Below are 26,858 nucleotides of genomic sequence, written 5' to 3'. Positions count from 1 at the left end.
GCTGTCAGCTGACAGTCTGACACAGAAGGAACAGAGCTTGACTGATACACTTCCCACGCAGGAAAAAGTGCTTTTTTCTGCCTTTGATTTAGCCCCCGAACTGGAGCAGGCCCTGCAAAAAGCCGGCTTTAAAGAAGCCACCAGTATTCAGCAACTGGCCATTCCCGGTGCTCTGGAAGGCCGGGATTTATTGGCCAGCGCACCAACAGGCACAGGCAAAACCCTGGCGTTTTTATTACCTGCTATTCAGTACCTGCTGGACTTTCCGCGCCGTGACCCGGGTTTTGCCCGGGTGCTGGTGATGACCCCAACCCGTGAGCTGGCTTATCAGGTGTTTGAGCAGGCGCAGCAGCTGATTGCGGGGACAGACCTACACGCCGGGGTAATCACAGGTGGCGTGAACTATGGCAGCCATAAAGAAACCCTGACCAAAAACAATGACATTCTGGTCGCCACCCCAGGCCGTTTGATTGAGTACCTGGACAACGAAACCTTTATGGCGGACGAAGTCGAAGTGCTGATCCTCGACGAAGCCGACCGGATGCTGGATATGGGTTTTGTTGGTGAAATGAACCGCATCATCGACGAAGCTAAACGCCGCCGTCAGACCTTATTATTTTCCGCCACCCTTGAAGGCATCGGCATCCGTCGTTTTGCCGAACGGGCACTGAAAGAACCGCTGCAGCTGGAAGCCGACCCGCCACGCCGGGAGCGCGGTAAAATCACCCAGTGGATCCATCTGGCCGACGACGCCGCCCACAAGCTGGCCCTGTTAATCCATATTCTGCGGCAGGACGATGTGAAAAAAGCCATTGTCTTTGTGAAAACCCGCGAACGGCTGGCCACCTTAACAGGTCAGCTGCAAAGTGCAGAGCTGCGCTGTAACTGGCTGCAGGGCGAGATGCCACAAGACAAACGTCAGGCCGCAGTAGCTGCTTTCAGCACGGGTAAAGTCCGTATTCTGGTGGCAACAGATGTAGCAGCACGGGGCCTGGATATCGACGATATTACCCATGTGATTAACTACGATATGCCCAGAACGGCCGATGTCTATGTGCATCGTATTGGCCGCACTGGCCGCGCCGGTAAAAAAGGCACCGCCATTTCACTGGTGGAAGCACACGATATTGCTGCTGTTGGTAAAATAGAACGGTACACCGAACAGGCGCTGAAGCGCCGGGTGATTGAAGGCTTACGACCCAAACACAAAGAAGCCAGCCCGCCGACCAAAAAGAAAAAGCCGAAAACAGCGGCCAAGAAAAAAGCGCTGAAAAAAGCGGCCAAAACCAACGCTTAACCGCGGAAAGAACAACGCAGCCAACAGGCTGCGTTGTTCTTTACTCCTCAGAGTAAAAAGGCGTAACTGAATTTCATAAAGACCGAACGGCTGTCCCGTTCCAGACTGGTCAGTTGGTCATCCTGCACCGCATTGTCACTGTAGCCGGCATACAATAAGGTCTGAGGATTTAACTTGTAGGAATACAGCAGCTGCGAGCCCAGACTGCGGTCGCGCTGTTGGGTTAAGCCTGGATTGGTCTGCGGGTTTTGCTGCAGATCGTTGTAGATCAGGGTCAGACGCAACTGGCTCTGCACCGAAAACTGATAGCTGAACCGCAGGTCGGTCAGATTGGCGGTAAAAATTTCCGCACCGCCCGTCGTCATGGCTCTGTAGGTGTGACGCAAATCAATCCGTAAGTGCGTACTGGCATTCCAGCCCAACTCAGGCGCGATTTCACGCAAAGACGCCAGTCGGTTATTGCGGTAGTCAATGGCGTCGCCACCTTCCAGCCAAACACCACTGAACAGACTGGGCCAGGGTCTGAATTCCAGCCAAAGCCCCAGCAATTGTTCATTAAACAGGGTGGTATTGCCATCTATCGCCAAGGAATCTGCATTATGACGAGGACCTGCCTTGTCGCGGTCTATCAGTGACAACTCCAGATAACTTTGTTGTGGCCCCCATAGTTCTGCCGCCATTTCCAGTTCTTTTTCCAGCAACTCGCCCTGGCTGTTATGGCTGATATCCCAGTCGCCCGCCAGACTGGCCCGGTTCCACCAGTGCTCAGCTGAGAACCAGTTGTAGCCAAGTCCCTGCACCGCCTTGCGATAATCGGTCTGCGGCATATAGCCCATATCGGCGCGGAACTCATTGTCCAGTTGTAACAGTTCGGTGTACCAGAACCAGGCGCCATCGTCGTGTTCATAGTTCAGAAAAAATGCCGGATCGGATAACTCGTCCTGCAGACGCAAGCCGGCTTCGGAGCCAGCGTAACTGTTCCTGAGCACCTGCGGGTACGCAGAGTCGGCATGCAAATACTGCAGTTGAAGTTTGTCCTGCTCACTGAACTGATACTTCAGGTCAACACCATGCAAATAGTTATGGTAATTGTCACTTTGGCGCAGCGTGCTGATCCAGCCCAGCGACAATTCAGGGCTCAGGTCCTGTCGGTAGCGCAACACGGCATTTTTACTTTGCTCAGCCAGAATAGCCACATCAGAGCCCAAATTGCCGGGCACAAAAAAGGTGGTCTGACTGTCGTCTGTGGCAAAAAAGGCAAACGAATGCTGCCCCGCCCGGCCCGTTAATCGCGCCCCCAAATCCGGCGCTGCGATATTGCGGGTGTAGACTAAATCCAGTGGCGAACTGAAATAATCCTGGTTGTCCAGAAAAAACGCCCGTTTTTCGGCATAAAACAATGCAAAAGGATCATTGGCGGACAGCTGTGCCACGTCCGCCTCCACTTGGGAGAAATCAGGATTGAGGGTGGCGTTCAGGTTAATGTCCGGTGTAATCCCCCACTTCAAATCCAGGCTGGCCGCAGTATCCGATTCTCCTTGCCAGTCCGGGCGGCCCGCAGGGTCGCGCTGCTCAGACCGGCCCGTCACCAGCGACGGCACCAATGCCAGGTGATTGCCTTGTTTGGCACCGGCAAAACCTGAAGCCGGTGTCATCTGACAAATCCAGCAGGGGTTGCTGCGTTCAATCCTGTTGGTCGACAACCTGTGCTTCAGGTCACGTGGGTAATAACGCACCAGCTCAATCCGCCAGTTTTGCACAGCCAACTGGTCGTTAAAGTTCAGTAAGCGCAACGGTATGGCAATTTCTACCTGATACCCCTGCGCTGTCGCGTGACCCGCGCTGTACCAAATCGCATCCCAGCTGTCGCTTTCACTGCGGGTCATTTCGTTTTCGATGGCGTCAGCCTGCACCCCAAGCGGGTTGACAAAAAACTGGTAGGCCAGCTTGGAATCGTTGTAGGTATCTATTTTGACGCCAACCAGATCATGCTCCCAGACTTTATCCCTGTCGGTTAAGTAGGCGCGGATCTGGCTGGGATCCGGGTCATTGGCGATAAAGGCCAGATAAAAATACTCCCCGTTTTCAATCAGCAGGGCATCTGTCTGCACAGGTGCAGGGCTGTTTTCAGAGGGCCAGCTGTTGATGGTAAGCTGCACTCTGTTGGCCTGCTGCCAGAGTGCTTCATCCAGCACACCATCAACCTGAACTTGTGCTGTTGTTTTCGGAATAGCCCACTGCGCCCAGACGGCGGCAGAACAGCACAAAGCCAAAACACAGGCGGAAATTTTTAACAACATGGGTCCTATCCTTCTGATTCTGCGGCCGATAGTAAAGAAAAAGGCCGGGAGTACCAGCCTTTTCTGCAGATTTTTTGTTACAGGAATTAACTGAACTTAACGCTCCCAGTAACTTTCTTCCAGACTGTCTTCTTTCTCCGGCAAACCTTTGGACAGCCGTGGTGCATTTTGCACCAGAATTTCGTAGCTGACCCTGTTGGCATATTTGCAGATCTGTGCAAAAGACGAGTAGGCCAGATAAGGCAGCTCGTGTTTGCTGGATAAAGGTAAGGTCTGACGATGAAAATGATTGGCCGCAATATCATGCAGAATAGCGGCCAAAGCACCATCGCCGGCACCATTGGTGTTTTTAATACGCTCAGGCCCGCCAAGGTAAGGGTCTATATGTGAATACACCTTCACAGGTTCGACACAGTCTTTTTTCTGCATAGGGCGGCTGAATTCAAACTGGTTGTAGTCCGCCAAAGCACCGGATTTAATTGGGTTGCTGGTTTCACGTTTCGACTGCACATCGGTGTAACCACACAGATATAACCCTTCAGGGCCTGCGGTCAGCAGCACCATATCCACATAATCCAGCGCGGCTTCGGCCGCCAGCAGCGGGTCGGCAAACCCCGTCAGGGCTTCGGCTTCCTGTTCGTTCATCGCCAGTATATTGACGTAGTTGGTCAGAGTGTCCAGGAGCAGTGTTTTATGTTCCTGCACCAGGTGTTTGGTGCCGAGGCTCATCACCACGGGCACATCAGCCGCTTTGGCATCGTTTAGCATTTTCAGCATCGCCTGCTGAATAGGTTTGGCGGTGGCGCGCAGCGGATAAGCACTGGCGACCACAGCAGCGGCTTTGCGGATAATGTCGGTTGGAATATGGCTGGGCGCCAGCTCATCCATATCACTGGGGTCAATCACAAAGGTGCGTTCACCATCAGGGGTGACCATGGTAATGCCACGGCCGACATCCCCCTGAACCCCCTGCAAATGGTTCATATCCACTTTGCTGGAGGTATGGCAAAGGTAGTGGTAAGCCGGTGACCCCAGCCTGATATTGGCGGACATCACGCCCAACAATACCGATTTGTCGTCGGCCAGTACCGAATAGTTATGAATGGTATTGCCTATGGTACCACCGGCAAAATGATCAGAAATCGCATTGGACGCCACCAGCTCCTGATAAATCAGGTCGGCTTTACCATGCTCGACCAGATTGGACAGGCCTTTGCCTATGCCGTATTTCTGCAGGAAGTCGTCACTGACATTGGCAATGACATCCACTATGGTCTGGTCCAGACCCACTACATAGGTATCCAGTTCAGGCCGGACTTCGTAGCTGGGCAACGTCAGCTTTGGCTGGGAGACAGGAAAATAGTGTTTAAGTTTACGACGACCCGGAAATTTCATAATGAACACGCTCTGATTCGAAGCCGCGCATTTTAGCAAAAAAACACCACAGAACTAGGCATTTTTATCTGCCCATTTTTCTGTGGTGTCTTCCGCTTTGCGGATTAAACGGCAGGCATCTGTCGGGTAAACACAAACTGCTCAGGCGTCGATTGTTCAGCACTGAACCGATAGCCTGCGACATCAAAGTCTTTTATGCCTGCCACGCTGGTCAGTCGCTGCTCTGTGACAAAACGCGCCATCAGACCACGTGCCTTTTTGGCATAGAAGCTGATCACTTTATACTGGCCATTTTTAAAGTCCTTGAATTCCACATTGACCACACGGGCTTTCAGGGCTTTTTTATCCACAGCTTTAAAGTATTCCTGCGACGCCAGGTTCAGCAGGGTGTCACTTTGCAGCTGTTCCAGTTGCAGATTCAAGGCCTCGCTAATCCGGCTGCCCCAGAACTGATACAGGTTTTTACCACGAGGATTGGCCAGACTGGTGCCCATTTCCAGCCGGTAAGGCTGCATCAGATCCAAGGGCCTTAACACGCCATACAAACCACTTAAAATACGTAAATGCTGCTGCGCAAATGCCAGATCCTCTCTGCTCAGACTCTGGGCCTGCAAGCCCTGGTATACATCACCATTAAAGGCAAACACCGCCTGGCGGGCATTGTCCGGTGTAAAAGGTGTGGACCACTGGGCAAATCGGGCTGCATTCAGTCCGGCCAGCTTGTCGCTGATCCCCATCAGGCTGCTCAACTGTTGCGGGCTTAAATCGCGACACACCGGCATCAGGGCCTGTGCCTCGGCCAGCAAGGCCGGCTGGCTGTACTCTGACACAGCCAGCGGGCTTTGGTAATCCAGGTCTTTGGCTGGTGAAATCACCGTTAACATAACAACTTTCCTGTACTGCAAAAACGCGCCTAGTGTACCAAGTTACACCTGCCTGTGCAGACTGGTTCTGTGTTATAGCAAAAAGTTCAGACAGATTGCGGAGTTGCGGCCGCTTTTGGCTTTAAATCAAGCCACCTTATGGGTACCATGGAATTCTGTGGTCTTGCCTTGATTGACGCCGCCAGACCCAGCTGAATTCCAGGGTAGGAAAGTCACTGCATCAACCGGTTTTATGTTGTAATTTTCCTACATTTTATTAGTATGAATCACCCTCCAAGCCGGATGTGATCTAAATAACGGTAAGAAAACAATATGAGCAGCTTACTTGACCAGTTAAAACAAGTGACCACTGTGGTGGTCGACAGTGGCGACTTAGGCGCCATTGAACAATTCCGCCCTGTAGACGCCACCACCAACCCATCGCTGTTGTTGAACGCCAGCCAACTGGAGTTTGCCAAGCCATTATTGGCCGCCGCCGCCTCTTATGCCAAAGCACGAAGCAGTGACCTGGCCGAACAAATCAGCATTGCTGGTGACAAATTTGCCGTCGATATCGGCACTAAAATCAGCCAGTTGATCCCAGGCCGCATCTCAACTGAAGTGGATGCCCGTTTGTCTTTCGATAAAGCGGCCACTGTCGCCAAAGCCAAGCAGTTGGTCGCGCTGTATAAAGAAAATGGCCTGGGCACAGACCGTATCCTGATCAAAATTGCCTCCACCTGGGAAGGTATTCAGGCGGCGCGTGAACTGGAGCAACAAGGCATTCAATGTAACCTGACGCTGTTATTCCATATGGCGCAGGCCCGTGCCTGTGCAGAAGCTGGCGTCTTTCTGATTTCGCCTTTCGTCGGCCGTATTCTCGACTGGTACAAAGCCAATACCAAACAGGACTACGACTCAGAAACAGACCCTGGCGTGGTGTCTGTGCGTGAAATCTACCGTTACTTCAAAGCGCATGGCCACAAAACCGTGGTGATGGGTGCCAGCTTCCGCAACACAGGTGAAGTATTGGCGTTGGCCGGTTGTGACCGCCTGACCATCAGCCCGGGTTTACTGCAGGAACTGAGCGACACCCAAGGTCAGCTGCAGGTGCATTTACAAGACCAGGGCGTGACAGAAAGTGCCAAGCCAGCCATGACCGAAACCGAATTCCGCTGGGCACTGAACGAAGATGCCATGGCGACTGAAAAACTGGCCGAAGGCATCCGCAAGTTTGCTATCGATCAGCGCAAATTAGAAACATTGATCCAGGCGCAACTGCAAGCCTGAGGCTATTAAGGGGAGAAACTGAATGTCATCTAAGGTGTGGGCTTCGCTGAAACAGCAAGCCAGTACAGCCATTTCATTACGGCAGGAATTTGCACAGGATCCAAAACGGGCCGAAAAATTCCAGGCCACAGCCTGTGGTATCCACCTGGATTTTTCCAAAAACCTGATCACCGACAGTATCTGGCAGACCCTGCTGGAACTGGCGAACCAAAGTGACATTCAGCGCAAAGCGCAGCAAATGCAACAAGGCGACAAAATCAACAGCACTGAGCAGCGTGCCGTCTGGCATATGGCGTTACGCGCCGAAGCCGGCCAGCCACTGCTGCTGGATGGAGTGGATTTAGCACCTGAGATTGCACAGTGCCGTGCCCAGATGGCTAGCCTGATCGCACAATTGCACAAAGGTGAATACCTGGGTTATCAGGGCCAGGCTATTACTGATCTCATCTGGATTGGTATTGGTGGTTCTTTATTAGGCCCACAAATGGCCTGTGAAGCCTTGTTGCCTTATAACCAGAGCCCGGTGCGTATTCATTTTGCCGGCAATATTGACGGCGCTGTGGTCAGTGATGTGGTCAAAGGCTTAAACCCGGCGACCACCCTGGTCTTTGTTGCTTCCAAATCTTTTGGCACCGAAGAGACCAAACAGAATGCGCTGGCGGTGCGTCAATGGTTTATCGACCAGGGCGCCGACAAAGCCGCTATTGCACGGCATTTCTGGGCCACCTCGTCCAATATCAAAGCGGCGGCTGAGTTTGGCATTAGCGCCGAACACATTCTGCCGATGTGGGATTGGGTCGGCGGTCGCTACTCCTTGTGGTCCGCCATCGGCTTTCCGGTGGCCCTGCAGCTGGGTATGGCACAGTTTGAACAGTTGCTGGCCGGTGCCCGCGCCATGGACCAGCATTTTTACGCCGCTCCTTTTGAGCAAAACCTGCCGGTGATTCTGGCGCTGTTAGGTGTCTGGTACATCAACGCCAAAGGCTGTCAGGCTCAGGCGTTATTGCCATACAGCCACTACCTGCGCCTGCTGCCATCCTATGTACAGCAGTTGGATATGGAAAGTAATGGCAAAAGCGTTGATGCTGAGGGGAATCCACTGCAGCTGGCCACAGCGCCGGTGATTTGGGGTGACGCTGGCACCAACGGCCAACATGCCTATCACCAGTTGCTGCACCAAAGCGCTTTGGCCGTGCCATGCGACTTTATTCTGCCGGCCAGGGTCAGTCACAGCTTGACCGACCATCACCATCGTCTGGCGGCGCATTGCTTCGCTCAGACCCTGGCCTTGATGCAAGGCAAAACCTTTGACGAAGCCAAAGCAGAAGTACTGGCCAGCGGCGCCTCTGAGGCTGAAGCTATCGCCCTGGCGCCGCACAAGGTATCTCCAGGCAACAAACCAAGTAATACCCTGTTGCTGCCCGAGTTGTCCCCTTACTACTTAGGTGCACTGATCGCATTGTATGAACACAAGGTGTTTTGCCAGGGTGTACTGTGGAATATTAATTCCTTCGATCAGTGGGGTGTCGAGCTTGGCAAACAACTGTCCACACCTATTTATCAGGTCCTGTCAGGGCAGAAGGAAAGCCGGTTTGACGCGTCTACAGAGGCGCTCATCGCTCAATTTAACCAGTTCAGGAACAGCTAACCGACAAAAAACATTCATTTTTCGTTCATTTTTGTGTCAAAAGGTTATTTTATTTTCATTCAGACTGTGGTACTAATTTGTTGAAAATAACAACAACTCAGAGGGGCAAAAATGGAAAGCTTCGAAGATTTACTGAACCTGTTGGAGCGTCCTGCAACGAAAAGCCGTGCGGTAAAACGTAAATGGCGTGAAATCGAAGCAGTAAAAGAACGTCAACGTCTGAAGCGCGAATTAGAAGACATTGACTGGACCATCGAACCTGAGTTGAACGATTTGGAATTTAGTTAAAAAAAGCCCCGTCCAGCAGGACGGGGCTTTTTTCATTCCACAATTCAGGCCCCAAACCATCGCTTTCGCGATGGTTTGTTTTAGCTGACGTCTAAACCTGCCAACAGATTGGCGCCTTGCCCTGTTCTGTCAAGAGTGCATTGGCTTTGACAAAATGACCACATCCCAAAAAACCGCGATGTGCAGAAAGAGGCGATGGGTGAGGTGCGGTCAGAATATGGTGTTTTTGTTTATCCACCAGTTGACCCTTCTTAATTGCATGACTGCCCCAGAGCAAAAAAACTATACCTTGTGCTTGCGCACTGATAGCCCGGATCACCTGGTCGGTAAATTGTTCCCAGCCCAATTGCCGGTGTGAATTGGCTTCGTTGGCCACAACGGTCAACACAGTGTTTAGCAACAACACGCCCTGCTGGGCCCAGTTCTCCAGACAACCATGGTCCGGATAGCGGAAATCTTCATACTCCAGCTGCAACTCTTTGTAGATATTGCGCAGCGAAGGCGGAATGGCCACTCCCTGGGGCACCGAAAAACTCAGGCCATGGGCCTGGTTTGGTCCATGGTAAGGGTCTTGCCCGATAATCACCACTTTCAGCTGATCAAAAGGCGTGTATTTAAAGGCGTTAAATACCATAGATTCAGGTGGATAGATCACCTGCCCTGCGGCCCGTTGTTGCTTCAGATAGTTGATGGTGTCGATAAAATAGGGCTGATTTTTCTCAGCCCCAATCACGTCTTGCCAGCTTACACTCACGCTTGATTGTCCAATGCCAATAATGCCTGGCGCAATTGTACATAATCAGCGTTCATCGCCACAGCCAAACTTGCCTCACTGGCGACAGCAGCCAGCTCAGCTGGCAGGGCAATAGGGCTGCCAAGAATGTTTTCCACCTGCTCTTTAAACTTGGCCGGATGAGCTGTGCCAAGGAAGATGCCATATTCACCAGGCTGCAGGCTGCGCTTCAGGGCTTTATAGGCCACAGCAGCGTGCGGCTCGCTGACATACCCCAACTGAGCGAGCTGACGCATCGACAGCTGGGTGTCTTCTTCATCCACCATCACGGCTTCCAGCGCATCCCGCTCCACCAGCCCTTGCGCCAGCAAAGCTTCAACCCGGGGCCAGTTATTGGGGGCACTGACATCCATTGCATTGGATAAAGTCGCCACTGTTTTATGCGGCGCCCAGTCGCCGTTTTTCCAGTAGCGGGGCACTGTATCATTGGCGTTTGTTGCGGCGATAAGCCGTTTGATTGGCAGGCCTAAGACCCGGGCAATAAGCCCGGCGGTCAGGTTACCAAAATTACCGCTCGGCACAGCAATCACCACCTGATCACGCTGATTGGCCGGAACCTGAGCGACTGCTTCAAAGTAATAACAAATTTGCGCAAACAAACGGCTGATATTGATGGAGTTGGCTGAGTTGATATTCAGTTGCTGCACCAGAGCTTTGTCATTAAACACTTCTTTGACCAGCGCCTGACAGGCATCAAAATCTGCATTTACGGCCAGAGTGTGAATGTTCCTGCCAAGGGTAGTAAACAGCTTTTCCTGTAGCGGGCTGATTTTGCCTTCCGGGAACAGGATCACCACCTCCACCCCAGGTTGCTGGTAAAAGGCATGGGCCACAGCAGCCCCTGTATCACCCGAAGTTGCAGTGACTATAGTTGTTTTACTGACGTTTTCGGCCTGCTGGGCTTTGAGCAGTGCCTGCGCCATAAAACGGCCACCAAAGTCTTTAAAGGCCAGTGTCGGCCCATGGAACAATTCCAGGCACGCCACTCCTTCTGCGACAGGCGCCAAAGGCGCAGGGAAGGCAAAGGCCGCTTCGACCATTTGCTGCACTTCTGCTGCCGTTAACTCGTCCCCAATGAGGCTGGCCAGAATATGGCTGCTGCGTTCGACAAAGGGCATGTCGAGTAAACGGGGCACATCCAGCTGCGGCCATTGTGTCGGGAAAAATAACCCCTGCTGTTCACCCAGCCCAATTCGAACGGCCTGCAGGAAACTCACTTGCTGCGAAGGAACTTTAATATTCGTTAATTGCATCTGCTTAATCCTGTGTTCTGATCCTATAGCGCCCGTGCGCCTTGTTGCGCCAGACGGCACACCACCGTCATGGCATCCTGATTTTTTGCATACTGTGTTTGCAGGTAACTGGCGGCAAACTGGGCTTGTTGCCCGTTACTGCAGATGGCAAAAATGGTCGGCCCTGCACCGGAAATACCGACATGGCCAACCCCTTCGGCCATTAAGGCTGCGCGTAACGGTTCCAGCTCTGGCATCAGACTGCGCCGCGCTGGTTCTGCCACTAAATCCTGCAAGGCCGCCAACGCATCCTGTTCATCCCGGCTGTACAGTGCGGCAACAAAACGGCTAAGCATACCGGCAAAGGCAATGCTGTGTTTCAGCGACAATTCTGTGGGCAATACAGCCCGGGCTGCTTTGGTGGACAACACAGTGCCGGGGTAACACAGCACCACACGCCAGTGATCAAACCAGGGTAAAGCGCGGCAAATCTGCGGGCTGTCCTGCAGCATTAACTGCAGGCCCCCATAAAATGACGGCGCCACATTGTCGTAATGCACTGAACCACTGACGCCCCCTTCCAGTTGGGCCATCAGTTGTAAAAGTTCTTTGTCAGACAGTGGCTGGCCAAAATGTTGGTTAAAAGCATACAGAGCCACCACGATAGAACAGGCGCTGGACCCCAGCCCACTGCCGACAGGCAAATGCTTGACCAGCTCAAGCTGCAAAGGTGGCAGCCTGCGGCCAACAGCCTGTTCGAAAGCATAAAAGCATTTGATCACCAGATTATCGTTCAGATCGCCCGGTAACTGGTGCACATAACGGCCTGACACACTCAGCTGCAGCCTGTCACTTTCACCCAGGATGATTAACTCATCCCCCAGCGCCTGCCCGTCTGTTGGCTCAAAAGCCGCTCCCAATAAATCAAAACCGACCGACAAATTACCGGTGGAGGCGGGCGCAAAATAACGACTCATGTTACATCTCCTGCTGCCAGGACAAAGTCCGCATCACATCACTGAATACCCCCGCCGCAGTCACCGCAGCCCCAGCACCGTAACCACGCAACACAAATGGAATCGGCTGGTAATAGCGGGTGTGGATCGCCAGCGCATTTTCGCCGTCTTTGACTTTGGCCAGGGGGTGATCCAGGTCCAAAGCTTTAATCGCGACCTTACAGCGCCCTTCGCGGATTTCTGCGATGTAACGCAGTACCTGGCCATTGGCTTTCGCAGCGGCCACTTTGTCGGCAAAAAGTGCATCCAGCTGGGGCAACTGCGCCATAAACTCAGGCACAGCACTGCCTTCGGCAAAACCTGCAGGCAATACGCCTTCTACGTCCACATCGGCCAGGTCCAGCATCAGGCCAGACTCCCGTGCCATAATCAGCAGCTTGCGCGCCACGTCCATACCGGAAAGGTCATCGCGCGGGTCAGGTTCTGTGAAGCCTAAATCCCGCGCTTTTTGTGTCACTTGTGACAGGCTGACGCCTTGCTCCAGCAAGCCAAAAATATAAGAAAGCGAACCTGACAAAATCCCTTCAAAGGCCAGCAGTTCATCGCCGGCATTAAATAAGCCCTGCAGGGTGTCAATCACCGGCAGACCGGCCCCCACAGTGGTTTCATACAAAAAACGCCGTCTGTGCTGCTGAGCGACCTGACGCAGCTGGCGGTAATAATCCAGAGACGCTGTGTTGGCCTTTTTGTTCGGCGTCACCACATGGAAACCTGCCTTGAGGAAATCCACATACAGACCCGCCACAGGTTCGGCACTGGAACAGTCAATCAATACCGGGTTGGTCAGGTGTTGTTCAGTGACAAACTGGCTCAGTTGCGCCACGCTGAACTGCGCTTTGGTGTCTTGCATCTGCGCCTGCCAGTGCGCCAGGTCTATCCCTTTTGGGTCCAGTAACAAGGCTTTGGAGTTGGCGATCCCATAGACGGTCAGACGCACATTGCGCTGCTGCAAAAACGCCTGCTGGCGTTGAAACTGCGCCAATAACTCACCACCAACCACACCACAGCCAACCAAAAACACATCAATGCTTGGGATATGGCTGAAGAAGTTTTCGTGGCAGACTTTCACCGCATCCTGACAGGATTTTTGCTCCACCACCGCCGAAATAGACCGCTCGCTGCTGTCCTGGGCAATAGCCACCACGTTGACCCGGGCTTGCGCCAAAGAGGCAAAAAATTTCGCCGCAACACCACGGTGCTGTCGCATGCCATCACCGACCAGACTGACAATGGCCATGTCTGACTGAATATGCACAGGACGCAGCAATTTGTTGGCCAGTTCCAGTTCAAACTCCGCCGCCAGTGCCTGCTGTGCTGCTTTTAAATCGGATTGCGCAACACAGAAGCTGATGGAAAACTCGGATGAGGACTGAGTGATCAGACTGACCGATACCTGTTCCCGCGCCATGGCGGCAAACACGCGCGACGCCATGCCGACCACCCCTTTCAGACCAGGGCCGGACACCGTGATCAGCGCCAGATGTTCCAGGCTGGAAATGCCTTTGACCAAGCTGTCGCCACTGCTGTGCTGATCAATACAGGAGCCCGGTGCCGACGGGTTTAGGGTGTTTTTGATGTAACAAGGAATTTGAAACCGTGCCAGCGGGCCTATGGTTTTTGGATGCAGCACTTTGGCACCGAAGTACGACAACTCCATCGCTTCGTCGTAGGATAAATGCGAAATCAGCTTGGCATTTTTTACCTGACGCGGGTCGGCACTGTAGACGCCGTCCACATCAGTCCAGATTTCACAGACTGAGGCTTTCACCGCAGCCGCCACAATAGCCGCTGAATAATCAGAGCCGTTACGGCCTAACAGGCAAAGCTCGCCCTGCACATTGCTGGACACAAAACCGGCCATCACATACACCTGGGCCTGCTGTTTGGAAAGTGCAGCCGCAAAACTCAGTTCAGAGGCTGCAATATCTGCCACCGCATTCAGGTAATCACCCTGACTTTTTACCAAGGCCACCGAATCCAGTAACACAGTTTTCAGCTGTTTGCCTTTGAGCAGTGCCGTCATCAGCGCCACACTGAATTGCTCCCCCATGCCAAGGATTTGCGCCTTAATATGGTCAGGGCAATAACCCAATAACCGAATGCCTTGCAATTTTTCAGTCAACCGCTCGTCCTGAGCGGCTGCCAATTCACGAACAGCGTGCAGCTGATCTGCGCTGGTCCGCAGTGTTGCGTCTTCAATCAGCTGTGCCAGCCGCTGCCGCCATTGCTGCAACAACGGCAGGTAGTCTGAGCCTAAAAAAGCCAGGTCTGTCAGCTCCACCAGGGTATTGGTCACCCCTTGTGGTGCAGACAATACCAATCCAACCGGCTCTGTGCCGATTTGGCTTGCCACTATATCAGCGACCTCCGCAAACCTGACCACAGTGGCCAGCGATGAGCCGCCAAACTTCAGTACCCTCATGTTGCACTCCTTACTAAGCAAAAAGGCCCGAGACGGGGAGGTCTCGGGCCTTTTCTGGATGCAATACGCCGCCGACCTCCTACCCCGTGGGGCTGGTGGTTGTAATAATGGTGACGGTATTGCGATTTTTTATTTTCATAAAACCACTATGCTTGAACATTTAGACGTCTGTCAATCTAAATGTTCAGATCATTTTTGTTTAAATACTGGTCAGGCCGCTGTCGAAACACAAGACCCGGTTGCGGCCAGAGCGTTTGGCCTGATACAAGGCCTGATCAGCCGCTGAGATCAGTTGCTCTGCAGCGCGTTCATCAAAGTTCTGCAATACCGCCACACCAATACTCAGCGTGACCTGTATTTTGTGTTGCTGATAGTGAAAGCTGGTCGCTGCGATTTGTTGGCATAAACGCTGAGCCACCTCAAAAGCACCGGCTTTGTCTGTATTGGTCAGCACAATGCCAAACTCTTCACCACCATAACGGCCAAACCAGTCGCTGTCGCGCAGCAACTGTTTGACCTGAGCGGCCAGCTCCACCAGTACAAAATCGCCACCCTGATGACCATACCTGTCATTCAGCTGTTTAAACCTGTCCAGGTCAAACAGCAGCAGCGACAAAGGTGTCTGGTACCGTTCAGCGCGTTGTACTTCCAGTTTGAGCTGTTGCTCCCAGAAACGCCGGTTCAGGCATTGGGTCAGGCCATCGAGTCTGTTGCTTTGCTCCAGTTGTGCCATGGCCTGTTGCAGATGCTGCTGGTAGACAAAAGCGTCCGTCGCATCTTCAATCAGCAGGCAAACATACTGGCCACCTTCCGGATCGGTCAGCGGCAACATGGTGCAGTTTTGCGCCATGTACTGACTGCTGCTGGTGACCGGGCGCAAATGCGGCAATTTCACAATATACTGACGCTGCTCCCAAGTACTGAATGCCGGCGTTTGCAGGCTGAATACCGTTTCGAATTTACGTCGCAGCCAGCTTTCAGGCAGATCGGTGAACACCTCAAACAAGGATTTGTTTTTTACATCCTGCAACTGCAGTTTGGCATGTCGTTCCAGAAAATGATTCAGGTAAACCAGCCTGAAGGCTGGGTCCACGACTAACACCCCGCTGTTGAGCTGATTCAACACAGGGCCAAATAACCAGGTTTCATTCATTAATATTGTTCCAGAATACAGCTCAGAATACGCTGCAGCGGCACCACAGCGTCTCCCGGTATCAACAGCAACATATCACAGTCAAAGGCATAGTCTGTCAGTTGATACCGAATATCCACCTTCAGCGCCAGTTGTGCGTTTTGCAAGGAGAAAACGAATGCCTCCTTGACACCGGCGCCGTTCGTCGCCACAGTTTTTGGCGCACTGTAGGTTAGCTGCAGCATCATTTGACTGGCGAGACTGTTCAGAAAGGTGCTGTTTAAAATGGTGCTGATATCCATCAGCATTTCAAGATCGGAGCTGGTGCCTTGCTCGTAGTCAAACAACGATGCCAGAGTGTGAGCGCTTTCCAGTTGATACAGCAAAATAGCTTCGCCGCGAATGCCATCATTGCCTAAAAAACCCTGGCTGATCATGGCCTGCTCTGAGCTGCACACATGTTGATCAAAGTGCTCCGCTATATCGCAGGACTGAATAAATTCAATGGCAGGCACCTGCAGATGAACAAAAGTGCCGAGAAAGCGAGCCAGTTTATCGCTGGCCAGCCCCATCGCAACATTGATCAGCTCCTGCAGACAGTCCTTTTGTTCGGCACTGAAGTTCATTCAGAGCAGCCCATATTGCTTGAGTAGACCAGATAATTTATCTGCGCTGACGGGCTTTTGCACAAAAGCCAAAGCGCCTAACTCATTGACTCTGCGTTGCATTTCGGGTTGGATATCTGCCGAAACCACTACCACAAAACAATCCAGCTGCCGCAAACGAATTTGCTCCAGCACACCAATACCGTCCAGTTCAGGCATGGTCAGATCCAAAAACACCAAACCTATCTCTTGTTGTTGCAGAACTTCGAGTGCCTCGCGGCCATTAGAAGCGGTAAAAAATTCGGCATCCAGATCGTCGGGTAAAGATTTACGAACCTGTTTACGCGCCAGAAGTGAATCATCACAAATCAGCACTGACAGTGCCATACAACATTACTCCGTAGTCGTTCCTGCCATTTTCTATGACTTGTTTTTCATTTTTATGAACTCGCTTCTACCTTAACTGAAAGTTGGTTATGTTGCCCACAGGATCACCGCGAAAATTTAATTTTTTCAGTGAATTGCCGTACTTTTGTTGCGAAAGGATCCGCTGTTGCCTAGTCTCACAGATATTTCTCGGCGCTGGTGTTTTCATTTTTAACAAACTTGTTTAACTTAGTTACAGACTACTGAACCCGTATCTCCGTGCAAGGTAACCGGATGCAGCAAAAAAGTTTATCCCGCAAGCTGCTGACTAAAGTGTTGTCAGTGTATTTTATTCTGACGTTTGTCGTCACTTTGGGTCAGATTGTCGCTGAGTATTTTAATACCAAAGACCATATCAATGGCGAGCTGGCGACCTTACAACAAACTTTTGCCGGCAGCCTGACCCGTGCCATCTGGGAGCTGAATACTCAGCAGGCCATGATTATTGCCGATGGCCTGCTGGCTATTCCGGCCATTGAAGGCATCATAGTGCGCGATGACAGCGGTGCTGTAATCACCCAACTCGGTCGTTATGTCGATATCAGTGAACGTTATGGTAACTCCCTGGTGCAGGAAGGCGTGCGGCTGACTGAACAAAACTCAGGGTTGTTTGGTTATACCTTTCCGCTGATTTTTGAATTCTCCGGCCGGGCCACCCAAGTCGGTGATGTCACCTTGTTTTCCAGCCGGGCCGTGGTGCTGGACCGGATCAAAATTGGTATTTATTTCCTGGTCGGCAATGCGGTGTTAAAAACCACCTTCCTGATCATTCTGTTTTTGCTGGCGTTTCGCAGCCAGCTCACCTTGCCTCTGAATGAACTGACTCAACAAATTGAAGACTTAGAGTTGGACCACCTGGAAGGCACCCGGGTCGAGATCCAGCACAATGAAAGCAACGAACTGTCGGTCATGGCCGATGCCTTTAACCGGCTGATTGCCCGGGTACAGGATTACAAGTCTCAACTTGAAAGCACGCAAAAGCAGTTGCTGCAGTCCAACGAAAAACTTGATCAGCACAACTTGCTGCTAGAGCAGGAAGTGGCCCGCAAAACCTCAGGCCTGAGCCAGGCCATGATGGACCTGCAGCAGCAAAAGCAAGAACTGGAAGTGAAACAACAGGCGTTGCGCGAAGAAATCGAGCGTCGCCGCCACAGTGAAGAAGCCTTAAGGCAAAAACAAGCCGAGTTGGAAAAGTCGGTCGATGATTTAAAGCAGGCACAGGATCGTCTGGTGCAATCAGAAAAAATGGCGGCTCTGGGCGGTTTTGTCGCAGGTATCACTCATGAAGTGAATACCCCAGTTGGCATAGGCGTCACTGCCACCAGTTTTCTGGCGGAAAAGCTGGCCACACTGGAAAGCCAGTACAAAGACAAAACCCTGACACCAAAGATGTTGGAACATTTTATTGAAGAGGCCAAACAAAGCAGTACCTTGCTGCAGTCGAACCTGACCCGCGCATCCGAACTGATTGCCAGCTTTAAACAAATTGCCGTTGACCAGACCAGTGACGCGCTGCGCACCATCAATTTGGCGGATTACCTGAGTGAAGTGATTCGTTCGCTTCAGCCCAATTTTAAAAAGACACGCCATCATATCGATGTGAACTGCCCGGAAAATATGATTCTGAGCTGCCCGGCTGGTGCTATTTCGCAAATTTTTACCAATCTGCTGATGAATTCGTTGATCCATGGTTTTGAAGAAATGGACGAAGGCCATATTCGTATTACTGTGCTGGATGAAGGATCCATGGTCGATATTACCTATTCAGACGATGGTCGCGGTCTGACGCAGGAACAGCTGGAAAAACTGTTCCACCCGTTTTTCACCACCAAACGTGATCAGGGGGGCAGTGGTTTAGGCACCCATATCACTTACAACCTGGTCCGCCAGACACTGGGTGGCAGTATTCAGGTCAGCAGCGAACCTGGTCAGGGATTAAGCTACCATATCCGCTTTCCAAAAAACCTGAAACGCAATGTCTGAACTATGACTGTGCGCTGACATCTCGCAGTGAGATTTTCAGCCAAAATTTCCCTGAAAGGTCAACCGCCTCATGTATACTCTGGCCTTTGTTTAAAGCGTCAGAGTTAAGTTATGTGGTTTAAAAATTTACGCCTTTACAAAGTGAATGAAGCGCTGAGCGGCGATCAGGAACAACTTGAACGTCAGTTGACCGAATTCAAGTTCAGCCCCTGCATGGCGCAGGAAGCGATGAAAATTGGTTTTACCAGCCCGCTGCATCCCAGTTTTAAATCTTTTTGTCACCTGACGTCAGACTTGATGCTGGTGGCCGTCAAACGTCAGGAAAAAGTGCTGCCAGGTGCTGTAGTCCAGGAAGAACTGGAACCGAAAATTGCCGCCGCTGAACAGGAGAAAGGCCGCCCGCTCAGCCGCAAAGAAAAGCAGGCGCTCAAAGAAGAGCTGGTTCAGGCATTGCTGCCACGCGCTTTCAGTCGCTCCAGTGTCACTCGAGCCTTGTACGACCGTGAACAACAGTGGTTACTGGTTGATACCAGCAGCAGCTCCAAAGCGGAAGAAGTGCTGGCATTGATGCGTAAGGCCTTCGGCTCTTTACCCGCTTTGCCTCTGCTGGACAATCACAAACTCAATCAGCAGCTGCATTTCTGGTTGCAAGGGAAGGAGTTGCCTGCTGGTTTTGAATTAGGCCATGAAGCAGAACTGAAAGCACCGGATGAAGAAGGGGCCAAGGTTCGTTTTAGCAATCACGTGCTGAGCGCAACCGAAGTACAAAGTCATCTGGAAGATAAACTGGTGACCCGGCTGGCTCTGGAGTTACCTGAGCAACTCAGTCTGCTGGTCTGTGAAGACAGCAGCATTAAACGGCTGAAATTCCATGACGTGGTTTGCCAGCAGAATGATGAAATGGGCTGGGACGACCTGGCGGCCCGACTGGATGCCGATTTGCTGCTGATGCATCAATTATTGCGCGCAGCTTTACAGCCTTTACTGCAGAACCTGGAGCAGTAATCACAGAGACAAAAAGGAGGCTAAGCCTCCTTTTTGTCTCTGTGATACCAGCCCCAATATTGATTAGCTCAGCACAGCTCTGATTTCCTCAGACACTCCACCGATTTCCGGCAGCTTCATAAAGTGCAGTTCTGGCAGCAATCCCCGTTCCACGTAAGGCTGCAGCAACGCAAACCGCTGACCATCATCCGCCACAGTCCGGCTGATCACGCCAATTCGGACAAAATCAATATAACCGGCTTCAACAGTGAGGTAGGAAGGGTTATTCCAGTTTTGCACTATTTCAGGGTATGGTTCTGCAAAGTCCCAGGCCCGCATAATGGCAGCCCCTATCTGACCGGTCAGACTGTTCAGTGCCTGATCGAGAAAACGCGGATCTCCGAATACCGTCTGATAACGCTCTGCTTCAGTCAGAATAGGCAAAGCGCCGATCTGATGCATCAAACCCGCCAGCGTCATCACATCCAGGTTCAGGCCGCATTGTCGGTTGTTTTCCATATAAAACTTCAGACAGGCAATAGCCACGCTGGTGACATGCACACTGTCGCTCCACACCTGCGCCATGCGCTCTTTAATTTGTTCATGCTGAGAGATAAACAGCTGTTCCATCGCCATGGCTGTGGCAATATTTTTTACCTGGCTGAACCCAATACGGGTCACCGCCTGGTTCAGTGAGGTCACCCGGATTGAACGCCCCATAAAAGCACTGTTGGCAATTTTGATCATCCGGGCCGCCAACGCCGGATCTTGAGCAATCACGTCCGTCATGCTCTGCAGTGTACTGTTTGCATCGTCGGCTGTGCGGCGCACCTGGATGGCAATTTCTGGCAACGTAGGCAGCACCAGTAAGTCGGTTCGAATTTTTTCAATCAGAATAGTAAGCAAGGCATTTTCAGCCGACATATCAAAATTCCTCTGTGCCAAAGCAGCAGGTTAACACTCAGAACATTTTGTCAGGCGCACCCAGGCCTTCCAGTTTTTGCATCATTCTGGCCAGCTCCACTTCATTGTAGGGCCGGGCCTGGTGCTTACCCCAAACGGGAGCAGGCCAGGCCAGATCGTCTTCGTAGCGCACAATATGATGAATGTGCAGCTGGGGCACCATATTACCAAGGGCAGCAATATTAAGCTTTTTTGCAGAAAATTTCTCTCGTAAAAAACGAGCCAGATGAGCACTTTCAACACAAAGCTGCTGCTGATCAGCTGCAGATAAATCAATAATTTCCACTAAGTCAGGCAGTCTGGGGATTAGGATCAGCCAGGGGTAATTGGCATCATTTTGTAATCTGAGCTGGCATAAAGGCCAATCGGCCAGCCACAGGCTGTCCCGACTGAATTCAGAGGCCAAATGAAAGTCTTCAGGCATCCAGAGGTGCTCCTGTTGTTGCCACTATACTGGCTATCTGATGATGTAATCTGTCAAGCAGCGGACGAACTTGCTGGTACTGCTGTTGCTTGACGGCCTGCTCGATCTGAGCGGTAAGCTCTGTCAGTTCAGGGAAGCCCATACTGCCGGCACTGCCTTTGATACTATGCGCTTCATACTCCAGCCGGGACCAGTTTTTCTGAGTCCAGAATAATTCCAGTTGCTGTTCCAATTGTGGCAGCTGCATTCTGAACTGCAGTTTTAGTTGCTGGATCACGGGGTCCTGCTCCAGTTGCTCTTTCAGCTGCTGCATGTCATCCGTTACTGTACTGTTCGATAGCTGTTGGATCAACCGGACAAACTCATGATGCACAATAGGCTTTGCCAGCACCGCCTGACACCCCGCTTTCAGGTAACGGGCTTTGTCTTCAGCCATCACATTGGCTGTCAACGCGATAACAGGGATCTGACAGCCCGCATGACGCAACAACATAGTGGCTTCTTCCCCCCCCATTTTGGGCATCTGCATATCCATCAGTACCAAATCGAAATGCTCGGACAAGATCCGCTCTACCGCTTTGTGGCCATTGTCGACGATTTCACTTTGCAGCCCCATTTTTTGTAACAACAGCTGAATCAGCAACTGGTTATCCGGATTATCCTCCGCAACAAGGATACGCAAAGCACCGAGATGAACGGGAAGGCCTGGTTCTGCAGGCTCAGCCGGTTTTTGGGTAAATTCAGACACCAGACTCAGATGCTGATGTTCGCAGTTCATCCTGATTTCAAAACAACTGCCAACCCCTTTGACACTTTCCACCAGAATATCACCATGCATTTGCTGCATCAGGCGTTTGGAAATACAGAGGCCCAACCCTGAACCGCCAAAATGCCGGGTAACAGCGGCATCGGCCTGCACAAAAGGCTGAAACAAACGATTCATTTCCTGCTGGGTCATACCAATACCTGTATCTCGAATCCGGATCGATAACTGTTCCTGCGGCACCAAATAACTGACAGTGATCACCACTTTCCCCTGCCGGGTAAACTTCACTGCATTGCTGGTCAGGTTTATCAGTACCTGACGGAACCTCAGGCTGTCGACCTTCAGTATTTCAGGTAAGGGGAAATTGAGGTTCAGTTCAGCCTGCAAGCCTTTTTGTTCCGACTGTTGTCTGACAAGTTGAAAGGTATCGTCCAACAAGGATGCTAAAGAGCATGGCTCTGTCAGCAGCTCCAGTTTGTCCGCCTCAATTTTAGACAAGTCCAGTACATCATTGATTAAAGCCAGCAGATGATCGCCACTGCTACGCACCCGTTGCAGATAATCACGCTGACGCTGAGGGTCAGTCTCTTGCAACGCTTGTTCGCTAAAACCAAGGATGGCGGTGAGTGGAGTGCGGATCTCATGGCTCATATTGGCCAGAAAAGCACTTTTCAACCTGCTGGCCTGTTCCGCCACTTCCCGAGCCTGCACCAGTTGATGGTTGGTTTCTTCCAACTGACTATTGGCTCTGGCCAGATCCTGAGTCCGGCTGATCACTTTATCTTCCAGCTGTTGCTGATAAGCCCGTTCCCGCTCCCGATAGACCCGCAGCTGCCTGACCATCACGTTAAACGCGGCGAACATGTCCCCCATTTCATCCTGTTTTTGCACCGGTAGCAGAACCGTCAAATCCCCGCGCCCCACTGTGGTCTTCGCATTGGTCAGTTGCTGAATAGGTGTCAGAATAAAACGTGCCAGTACATAATAAAAAAACAGTGGCAGCCCTATCACAAAAACAAGGCTGAATACCGCAAATAACAGAGGTTTGTAACCCAGGTGCTGCCGCACCAGCTCTGGTGTTAAACCAAGAAGCAACTGATAAGGGCCATCCAGTTCAATGCCGGTGACGTACATACGTTGCCCTAACAGCAGGCTTTGTTCGTATTCAGAATGCCCTACACTCTGCTGCAATTGCTGAAAATTGGCGGGCCCAAATACACTGCCAATCAGCAACGGATTTTCTGCAAAGGCAATATTGGCCGAATTGCTGATAAACAGCGGCACCTGCTGCGGGGATTTCAGCTGCAGCAGCACTTGACGAAACAGGTTGGGTTTAATGACCAGCACCAGATAACCCCAAACCTTTTTAATATCATTGCCACTGTATCTGGCCTGATACAGTTTCTGCGCCACAAAAAGATTGATTTGATCCGAGCCGTACTCAGTCGACAAAAAAAAGCTCTGATCGCCAATCATCGATTGCAATGAGGAGAAATATTGGTTGCGCAGCCGGTTGGCATCCTTCAGTTGCTGATCCAAAGGTAAACGCAGTTGGTAATCGCCATTCAGACGAACAAACTTGACACCAGCAACGTCAGGGTTCACCGAACGAAACTGCTCAAACATGTCGATCACTGCCGTTTCGGTGTCTGTGTCCCCGGCCAGATAACGGCTGACACTTTGTTGCTGACTCAGCAACGCCAGTGCATCCTGATAATGTTTTAACCCAAGCAACCAGTGTTGCCGGGCAGCATTGAGCTGTTTTTGGCTTTGGGCAAACAACTGCTGCTCATAGTAGCGGCTGCTGTAGTGGTAAGACAAATAGCCCAGAAATAACAAAGGCACGACCATCACTGGTAGCATATACACCACTAATGTTTCGCGTAACCTCATGAATACCCTGGGTAGTTCAACCGTCGTCCTGAAAGAAGACAATCAGCATACAAAGAGCCTGCTGGAACTACAAGCAAATAAGGCCTGATCCAAGTACAGACGCCATCTGACTGTTGTTCCTGCACAATCAGGAAAACACAAACTTAGCGACAAACACCGCCGTTAATACCCAGACACTCAGGCTGATTTGTGACCAACGGCCGGTCATGGCACACAGCAGTGTGTAGCTGATAAACCCCATACCTATGCCATCTGCAATGGAAAAAGTCAGTGGCATCATCACCAACACCACAACCACAGGCACCGCTTCTGTTACTTCATCCCAATGCACATGTTGCAAACTGCTGAGCATCAGGGTCGCCACATAAAACAAAGCGCCTGCTGTGGCATAAGCAGGCACCATAGCGGCCAGCGGTGACAACCAGAGCGCCGCCAGAAAACAGATCCCTGTCACTACGGCAGTGAAACCTGTGCGGCCACCGGCAGCCACACCAGCTGTGCTTTCGACATAACTGGTTGTCGTGGATGTGCCCAGCAGAGAGCCGGCTATTGTGGCAGAGCTGTCTGCCAATAAAGCCTTATCCAGCTGCGGGATCTGGCCATTGGCTTTCATCAGCCCTGCACGCTGACTGACAGCCACCAAAGTACCAGAGGTATCAAACAGATCCAAAAATAACAAACTAAGGATCACCGGGATCATCACCCATTGCAGCGCAGCGGCGAAATCCAGCTGCAGAAAAGTCGGTGCCAGACTTGGCGGCATAGCCACCAGCCCGTGGAACTCCACATCACCACGCCATAAGCCAATCAGACTGATCAGCAAAATGCTGATAAAGACAGCTGCCTGTTGTTTACGGTGCGCTAACGCAAAAATCAGGAAGAAACCTAAAATAGCCAGCAACACCTGAGGGTCATGTAAATCCCCCAGTTTCACCAGAGTCGCTGGGCTTGCCACTATCACTGCCGCTGTCTTTAATGCGATCAGTGCGAGGAACATGCCAATACCTGCGGCTATGCCCATCTTCAGTGCAAAAGGAATACTTTGAATAATCCACTCCCGGATGCGGAAAATACTGAGCAATAAAAACAACACCCCTGAGCAAAACACGGCCGCCAGCGCGGTCTGCCAGGCATACCCCTGCTCTAGCACTATCACATAGGTAAAAAATGCATTCAGCCCCATACCTGGTGCCAAAGCCACCGGCAAATTCGCCAGCAACCCCATCAGGATGGAACCAAAAGCAGCAGCCAGACAGGTGGCCACAAAAACAGCCCCGGCATCCATACCGGCTTGCGCCAACATACTGGGGTTCACAAACAGGATGTAACTCATGGCCATAAAGGTGGTCAGACCCGCAACCAGCTCTTTTTTTAATGAGCTTTGGCGCTCACTGATACGAAACCAGCGGTCCAGCAAAGATTTCATTGAACTTTCTCACTATCTTCAAAGGGTTATAGCATAGCAGCCTGGACGGCGACTGCAGCATCAGAAACACAAAACCCGGAGTAAAAGCTCCGGGTTTTGTATGCCTTCGATTAACGGCAGTACAGCGCTGCCAGTGCCTGCACCGGTGCCGCTGAAGGTTTGCTGTGTTGCCAGTCGCCCCCATCCACACCACTGCCGGCAATATCAATATGGCAATAAGGCACAGGCTGCTCTGATGCCAGTGCATGCTGGTCCAAGCCTGAGGCCGCCACTAAAAATGCCATAGGGAACTGATGACCACGTGGTGTCACGGAGGATGGTGCGTTGTTGCAGCTTAAAATATCGTCGGCACAGCTGCGGCCCTTGATAAAGCTGAAGTCTTCGCGGCGACTGCGTGAGATTTCACTCGGGTCTGCCCACACGTCCCCCACCTGTGCCAACTGAGCCGACAACTGTTGCTGCCGCGCGGCACCGTTTTCAACCAATGCACTGTAAGGCCCGACAGCGCGGGCCGCATGACCTGTTAACGTCGCGATGGAAAACAAGATCGGATTCACAGCCGTTTTGGCCTCTTCCCGCAAATGGGATAGCAGGTCGGCCAGCACCAGGCGGCCTTCCGCATCTGTATTGCCAATACGGACCCGTACACCTGCATGGCTTTGGATAATTTCGTCCGGCACAAAGGCATCGGCCCCAATGCTGTTGCGCACGGCACCAATTTCAGCAACGACTTTTAAGCCTTTTGGCCTGAGCAAGGCGACCGTCTTTAAAAAGCCTGCCACTGCAGCTGCGCCACCTTTATCCCGGCTCATACCCGCCATGGCACCGCCGGTTTTTAAATCGGCGCCCCCTGTGTCATACACCAGGCCTTTTCCGGCAAACAACAAGGTCTGTTCGATTGGGCCTTCCCCTTGGTACTCCAGACGGATCACTGCAGGTTTATGGCGTTCCACCTGCAATGAACAGCGGGCCACCGCCATCAGCAGCGGATAATCCTGGTTCAGCTGCATCACATCCGTTTGCACTGTCACCGACACTGCAGTGCCGGCAAACGCCTCGACGCAATAATCAGCAAAACGGCGTGGTGCCATACGCTCGGGCTCAGTGCCACACAAGTCGCGCGCCAACCTTTTACCTGCTTCCACTGCATTCAGGTAGTCAGCCTCTGCGCTGCTGATGCCCACCACACCAATCTGCTGTACAGGTTCCACTTTACTTTCGCCCAGCGCCTCACGGCCTTCCAGCGGCTGCCATAAGGCCTGGCAAGCCCCAAGGTAAGCAACAGCCTGAGCCTGTGCGAACTCCTTTGTTTGCGGTGCCAGCACCAGTAATAAAGGCGAGCGGGCGCCTGCAGCTTTGGCCTGAGTCACAGCTTGCTTCGCGGCATCCGTAAAAGCACGTACGTCATCGTAATCCCGGTGCAGCGGGCCTGTCGCCGCTAAAACCAGCCGCCCGCCCGGTGCCGCATCGGTCTGACACAACACAGTTTCTTTGCCAATACGCTGGTCAATCTGTTGCAAAGCAGTCACAGCGGCCTGCAGTTTTTCCGGAGCTAATGCAGAGAAATCTTCAGCCACCACTAACAATGCGTCCCACTGCGGCTCTGTCAGGGCTGACGTTAAATCAGCAACCGCCACTGGAATTGGAAATGCCATAATTCAGTACCCCATAAATAAAAAGACCTGCAAGCAGGCAGGTCATTCAGAAAAAAC

Annotated in this window: 21 protein-coding genes; 6 read left to right on the top strand and 15 right to left on the bottom strand. The window is 51.9% G+C overall.

Annotation, left to right across the window (positions count from 1 at the left end; translation table 11 throughout):
• The first annotated feature begins 37 nt into the window (after positions 1–37).
• Positions 38–1,297 carry an ATP-dependent RNA helicase SrmB gene (gene srmB / locus WKJ03_RS16050; protein ID WP_337843252.1) on the top strand — a complete coding sequence of 420 codons (1,260 nt, stop codon included), beginning with the start codon at positions 38–40 and terminating at the stop codon, positions 1,295–1,297.
• A gap of 47 nt (positions 1,298–1,344) precedes the next feature.
• On the opposite strand, the gene WKJ03_RS16045 is transcribed toward srmB, so the two are convergent.
• From WKJ03_RS16045 to yaaA, 3 genes are all read right to left on the bottom strand, one after another.
• Positions 1,345–3,597, bottom strand: coding sequence for a DUF5916 domain-containing protein (locus WKJ03_RS16045; RefSeq protein WP_337843251.1), 2,253 nt, complete (start codon positions 3,595–3,597; stop codon positions 1,345–1,347).
• A gap of 96 nt (positions 3,598–3,693) precedes the next feature.
• Positions 3,694–4,992 carry an inosine/guanosine kinase gene (locus tag WKJ03_RS16040; RefSeq protein ID WP_337843250.1) on the bottom strand — a complete coding sequence of 433 codons (1,299 nt, stop codon included), beginning with the start codon at positions 4,990–4,992 and terminating at the stop codon, positions 3,694–3,696.
• A gap of 104 nt (positions 4,993–5,096) precedes the next feature.
• On the bottom strand, positions 5,097–5,876 hold the full coding sequence (gene yaaA, locus WKJ03_RS16035; protein WP_337843249.1) for a peroxide stress protein YaaA: 780 nt from the start codon (positions 5,874–5,876) through the stop codon (positions 5,097–5,099).
• Between the two features lie 312 nt (positions 5,877–6,188).
• Here yaaA and tal point away from each other — a divergent pair, with 312 nt between their 5' ends.
• From tal to WKJ03_RS16020, 3 genes are all read left to right on the top strand, one after another.
• Positions 6,189–7,145, top strand: coding sequence for a transaldolase (gene tal, locus WKJ03_RS16030; protein WP_337843248.1), 957 nt, complete (start codon positions 6,189–6,191; stop codon positions 7,143–7,145).
• Between the two features lie 22 nt (positions 7,146–7,167).
• Positions 7,168–8,793 (top strand): glucose-6-phosphate isomerase, encoded by a 1,626-nt coding sequence (pgi, locus tag WKJ03_RS16025; protein WP_337843247.1) that lies wholly within the window; start codon positions 7,168–7,170, stop codon positions 8,791–8,793.
• A 111-nt stretch (positions 8,794–8,904) separates the two neighbouring features.
• The gene (locus WKJ03_RS16020) at positions 8,905–9,081 is read left to right on the top strand and encodes a DUF3545 family protein (RefSeq protein ID WP_337843246.1); all 177 of its coding nucleotides are present in this window, start codon (positions 8,905–8,907) and stop codon (positions 9,079–9,081) included.
• A 91-nt stretch (positions 9,082–9,172) separates the two neighbouring features.
• Here the strand turns inward: WKJ03_RS16020 and ung are convergent, their stop codons facing one another.
• From ung to WKJ03_RS15985, 7 genes are all read right to left on the bottom strand, one after another.
• Positions 9,173–9,835 carry a uracil-DNA glycosylase gene (gene ung / locus WKJ03_RS16015; protein WP_337843245.1) on the bottom strand — a complete coding sequence of 221 codons (663 nt, stop codon included), beginning with the start codon at positions 9,833–9,835 and terminating at the stop codon, positions 9,173–9,175.
• Complete coding sequence (gene thrC / locus WKJ03_RS16010; RefSeq protein WP_337843244.1) at positions 9,832–11,127, bottom strand: threonine synthase; 1,296 nt, start codon at positions 11,125–11,127, stop codon at positions 9,832–9,834. Before thrC ends, ung begins: the two co-directional genes overlap by 4 nt.
• Positions 11,128–11,150: 23 nt before the next feature.
• On the bottom strand, positions 11,151–12,083 hold the full coding sequence (gene thrB, locus WKJ03_RS16005; protein ID WP_337843243.1) for a homoserine kinase: 933 nt from the start codon (positions 12,081–12,083) through the stop codon (positions 11,151–11,153).
• 1 nt (position 12,084) lies between these two features.
• Positions 12,085–14,544: a bifunctional aspartate kinase/homoserine dehydrogenase I gene (gene thrA, locus WKJ03_RS16000; protein ID WP_337843242.1), complete on the bottom strand. Its 2,460-nt coding sequence runs from the start codon at positions 14,542–14,544 to the stop codon at positions 12,085–12,087.
• 199 nt (positions 14,545–14,743) lie between these two features.
• A complete protein-coding gene (locus WKJ03_RS15995) occupies positions 14,744–15,697 on the bottom strand; it encodes a diguanylate cyclase (protein WP_337843241.1) in 954 nt (317 codons plus the stop codon).
• Positions 15,697–16,302 (bottom strand): chemotaxis protein, encoded by a 606-nt coding sequence (locus tag WKJ03_RS15990; protein ID WP_337843240.1) that lies wholly within the window; start codon positions 16,300–16,302, stop codon positions 15,697–15,699. Before WKJ03_RS15990 ends, WKJ03_RS15995 begins: the two co-directional genes overlap by 1 nt.
• Complete coding sequence (locus tag WKJ03_RS15985) at positions 16,303–16,668, bottom strand: response regulator (RefSeq protein WP_337843239.1); 366 nt, start codon at positions 16,666–16,668, stop codon at positions 16,303–16,305. It lies immediately after the preceding gene.
• Positions 16,669–16,941: 273 nt separating this feature from the next.
• Between WKJ03_RS15985 and WKJ03_RS15980 the strand changes: the two genes are divergently transcribed.
• Both WKJ03_RS15980 and WKJ03_RS15975 read left to right on the top strand, forming a co-directional pair.
• Positions 16,942–18,690, top strand: a complete 1,749-nt coding sequence (locus WKJ03_RS15980) for an ATP-binding protein (protein ID WP_337843238.1) — start codon at positions 16,942–16,944, stop codon at positions 18,688–18,690.
• Positions 18,691–18,801: 111 nt separating this feature from the next.
• Positions 18,802–19,695, top strand: a complete 894-nt coding sequence (locus WKJ03_RS15975) for a recombination-associated protein RdgC (protein WP_337843237.1) — start codon at positions 18,802–18,804, stop codon at positions 19,693–19,695.
• A 63-nt stretch (positions 19,696–19,758) separates the two neighbouring features.
• Here the strand turns inward: WKJ03_RS15975 and WKJ03_RS15970 are convergent, their stop codons facing one another.
• The 5 genes from WKJ03_RS15970 to WKJ03_RS15950 form a co-directional block, all read right to left on the bottom strand.
• Complete coding sequence (locus tag WKJ03_RS15970; protein WP_337843236.1) at positions 19,759–20,598, bottom strand: HDOD domain-containing protein; 840 nt, start codon at positions 20,596–20,598, stop codon at positions 19,759–19,761.
• A 37-nt stretch (positions 20,599–20,635) separates the two neighbouring features.
• The gene (locus WKJ03_RS15965) at positions 20,636–21,061 is read right to left on the bottom strand and encodes an HIT domain-containing protein (RefSeq protein ID WP_337843235.1); all 426 of its coding nucleotides are present in this window, start codon (positions 21,059–21,061) and stop codon (positions 20,636–20,638) included.
• Positions 21,054–23,720 carry an ATP-binding protein gene (locus WKJ03_RS15960; protein ID WP_337843234.1) on the bottom strand — a complete coding sequence of 889 codons (2,667 nt, stop codon included), beginning with the start codon at positions 23,718–23,720 and terminating at the stop codon, positions 21,054–21,056. The genes WKJ03_RS15965 and WKJ03_RS15960 overlap by 8 nt, the downstream gene beginning before the upstream one ends.
• A gap of 127 nt (positions 23,721–23,847) precedes the next feature.
• Positions 23,848–25,146, bottom strand: a complete 1,299-nt coding sequence (locus tag WKJ03_RS15955; protein ID WP_337843233.1) for an NCS2 family permease — start codon at positions 25,144–25,146, stop codon at positions 23,848–23,850.
• 110 nt (positions 25,147–25,256) lie between these two features.
• Entirely contained in the window at positions 25,257–26,801 is a 1,545-nt protein-coding gene (locus tag WKJ03_RS15950; RefSeq protein WP_337843232.1) for a leucyl aminopeptidase family protein, read from the bottom strand.
• Between the last annotated feature and the right edge of the window lie 57 nt (positions 26,802–26,858).

This window comes from Rheinheimera sp. (genome assembly GCF_037442525.1).
Classification (GTDB): domain Bacteria; phylum Pseudomonadota; class Gammaproteobacteria; order Enterobacterales; family Alteromonadaceae; genus Pararheinheimera.
This window is presented reverse-complemented; position numbering and strand designations above follow the sequence as displayed.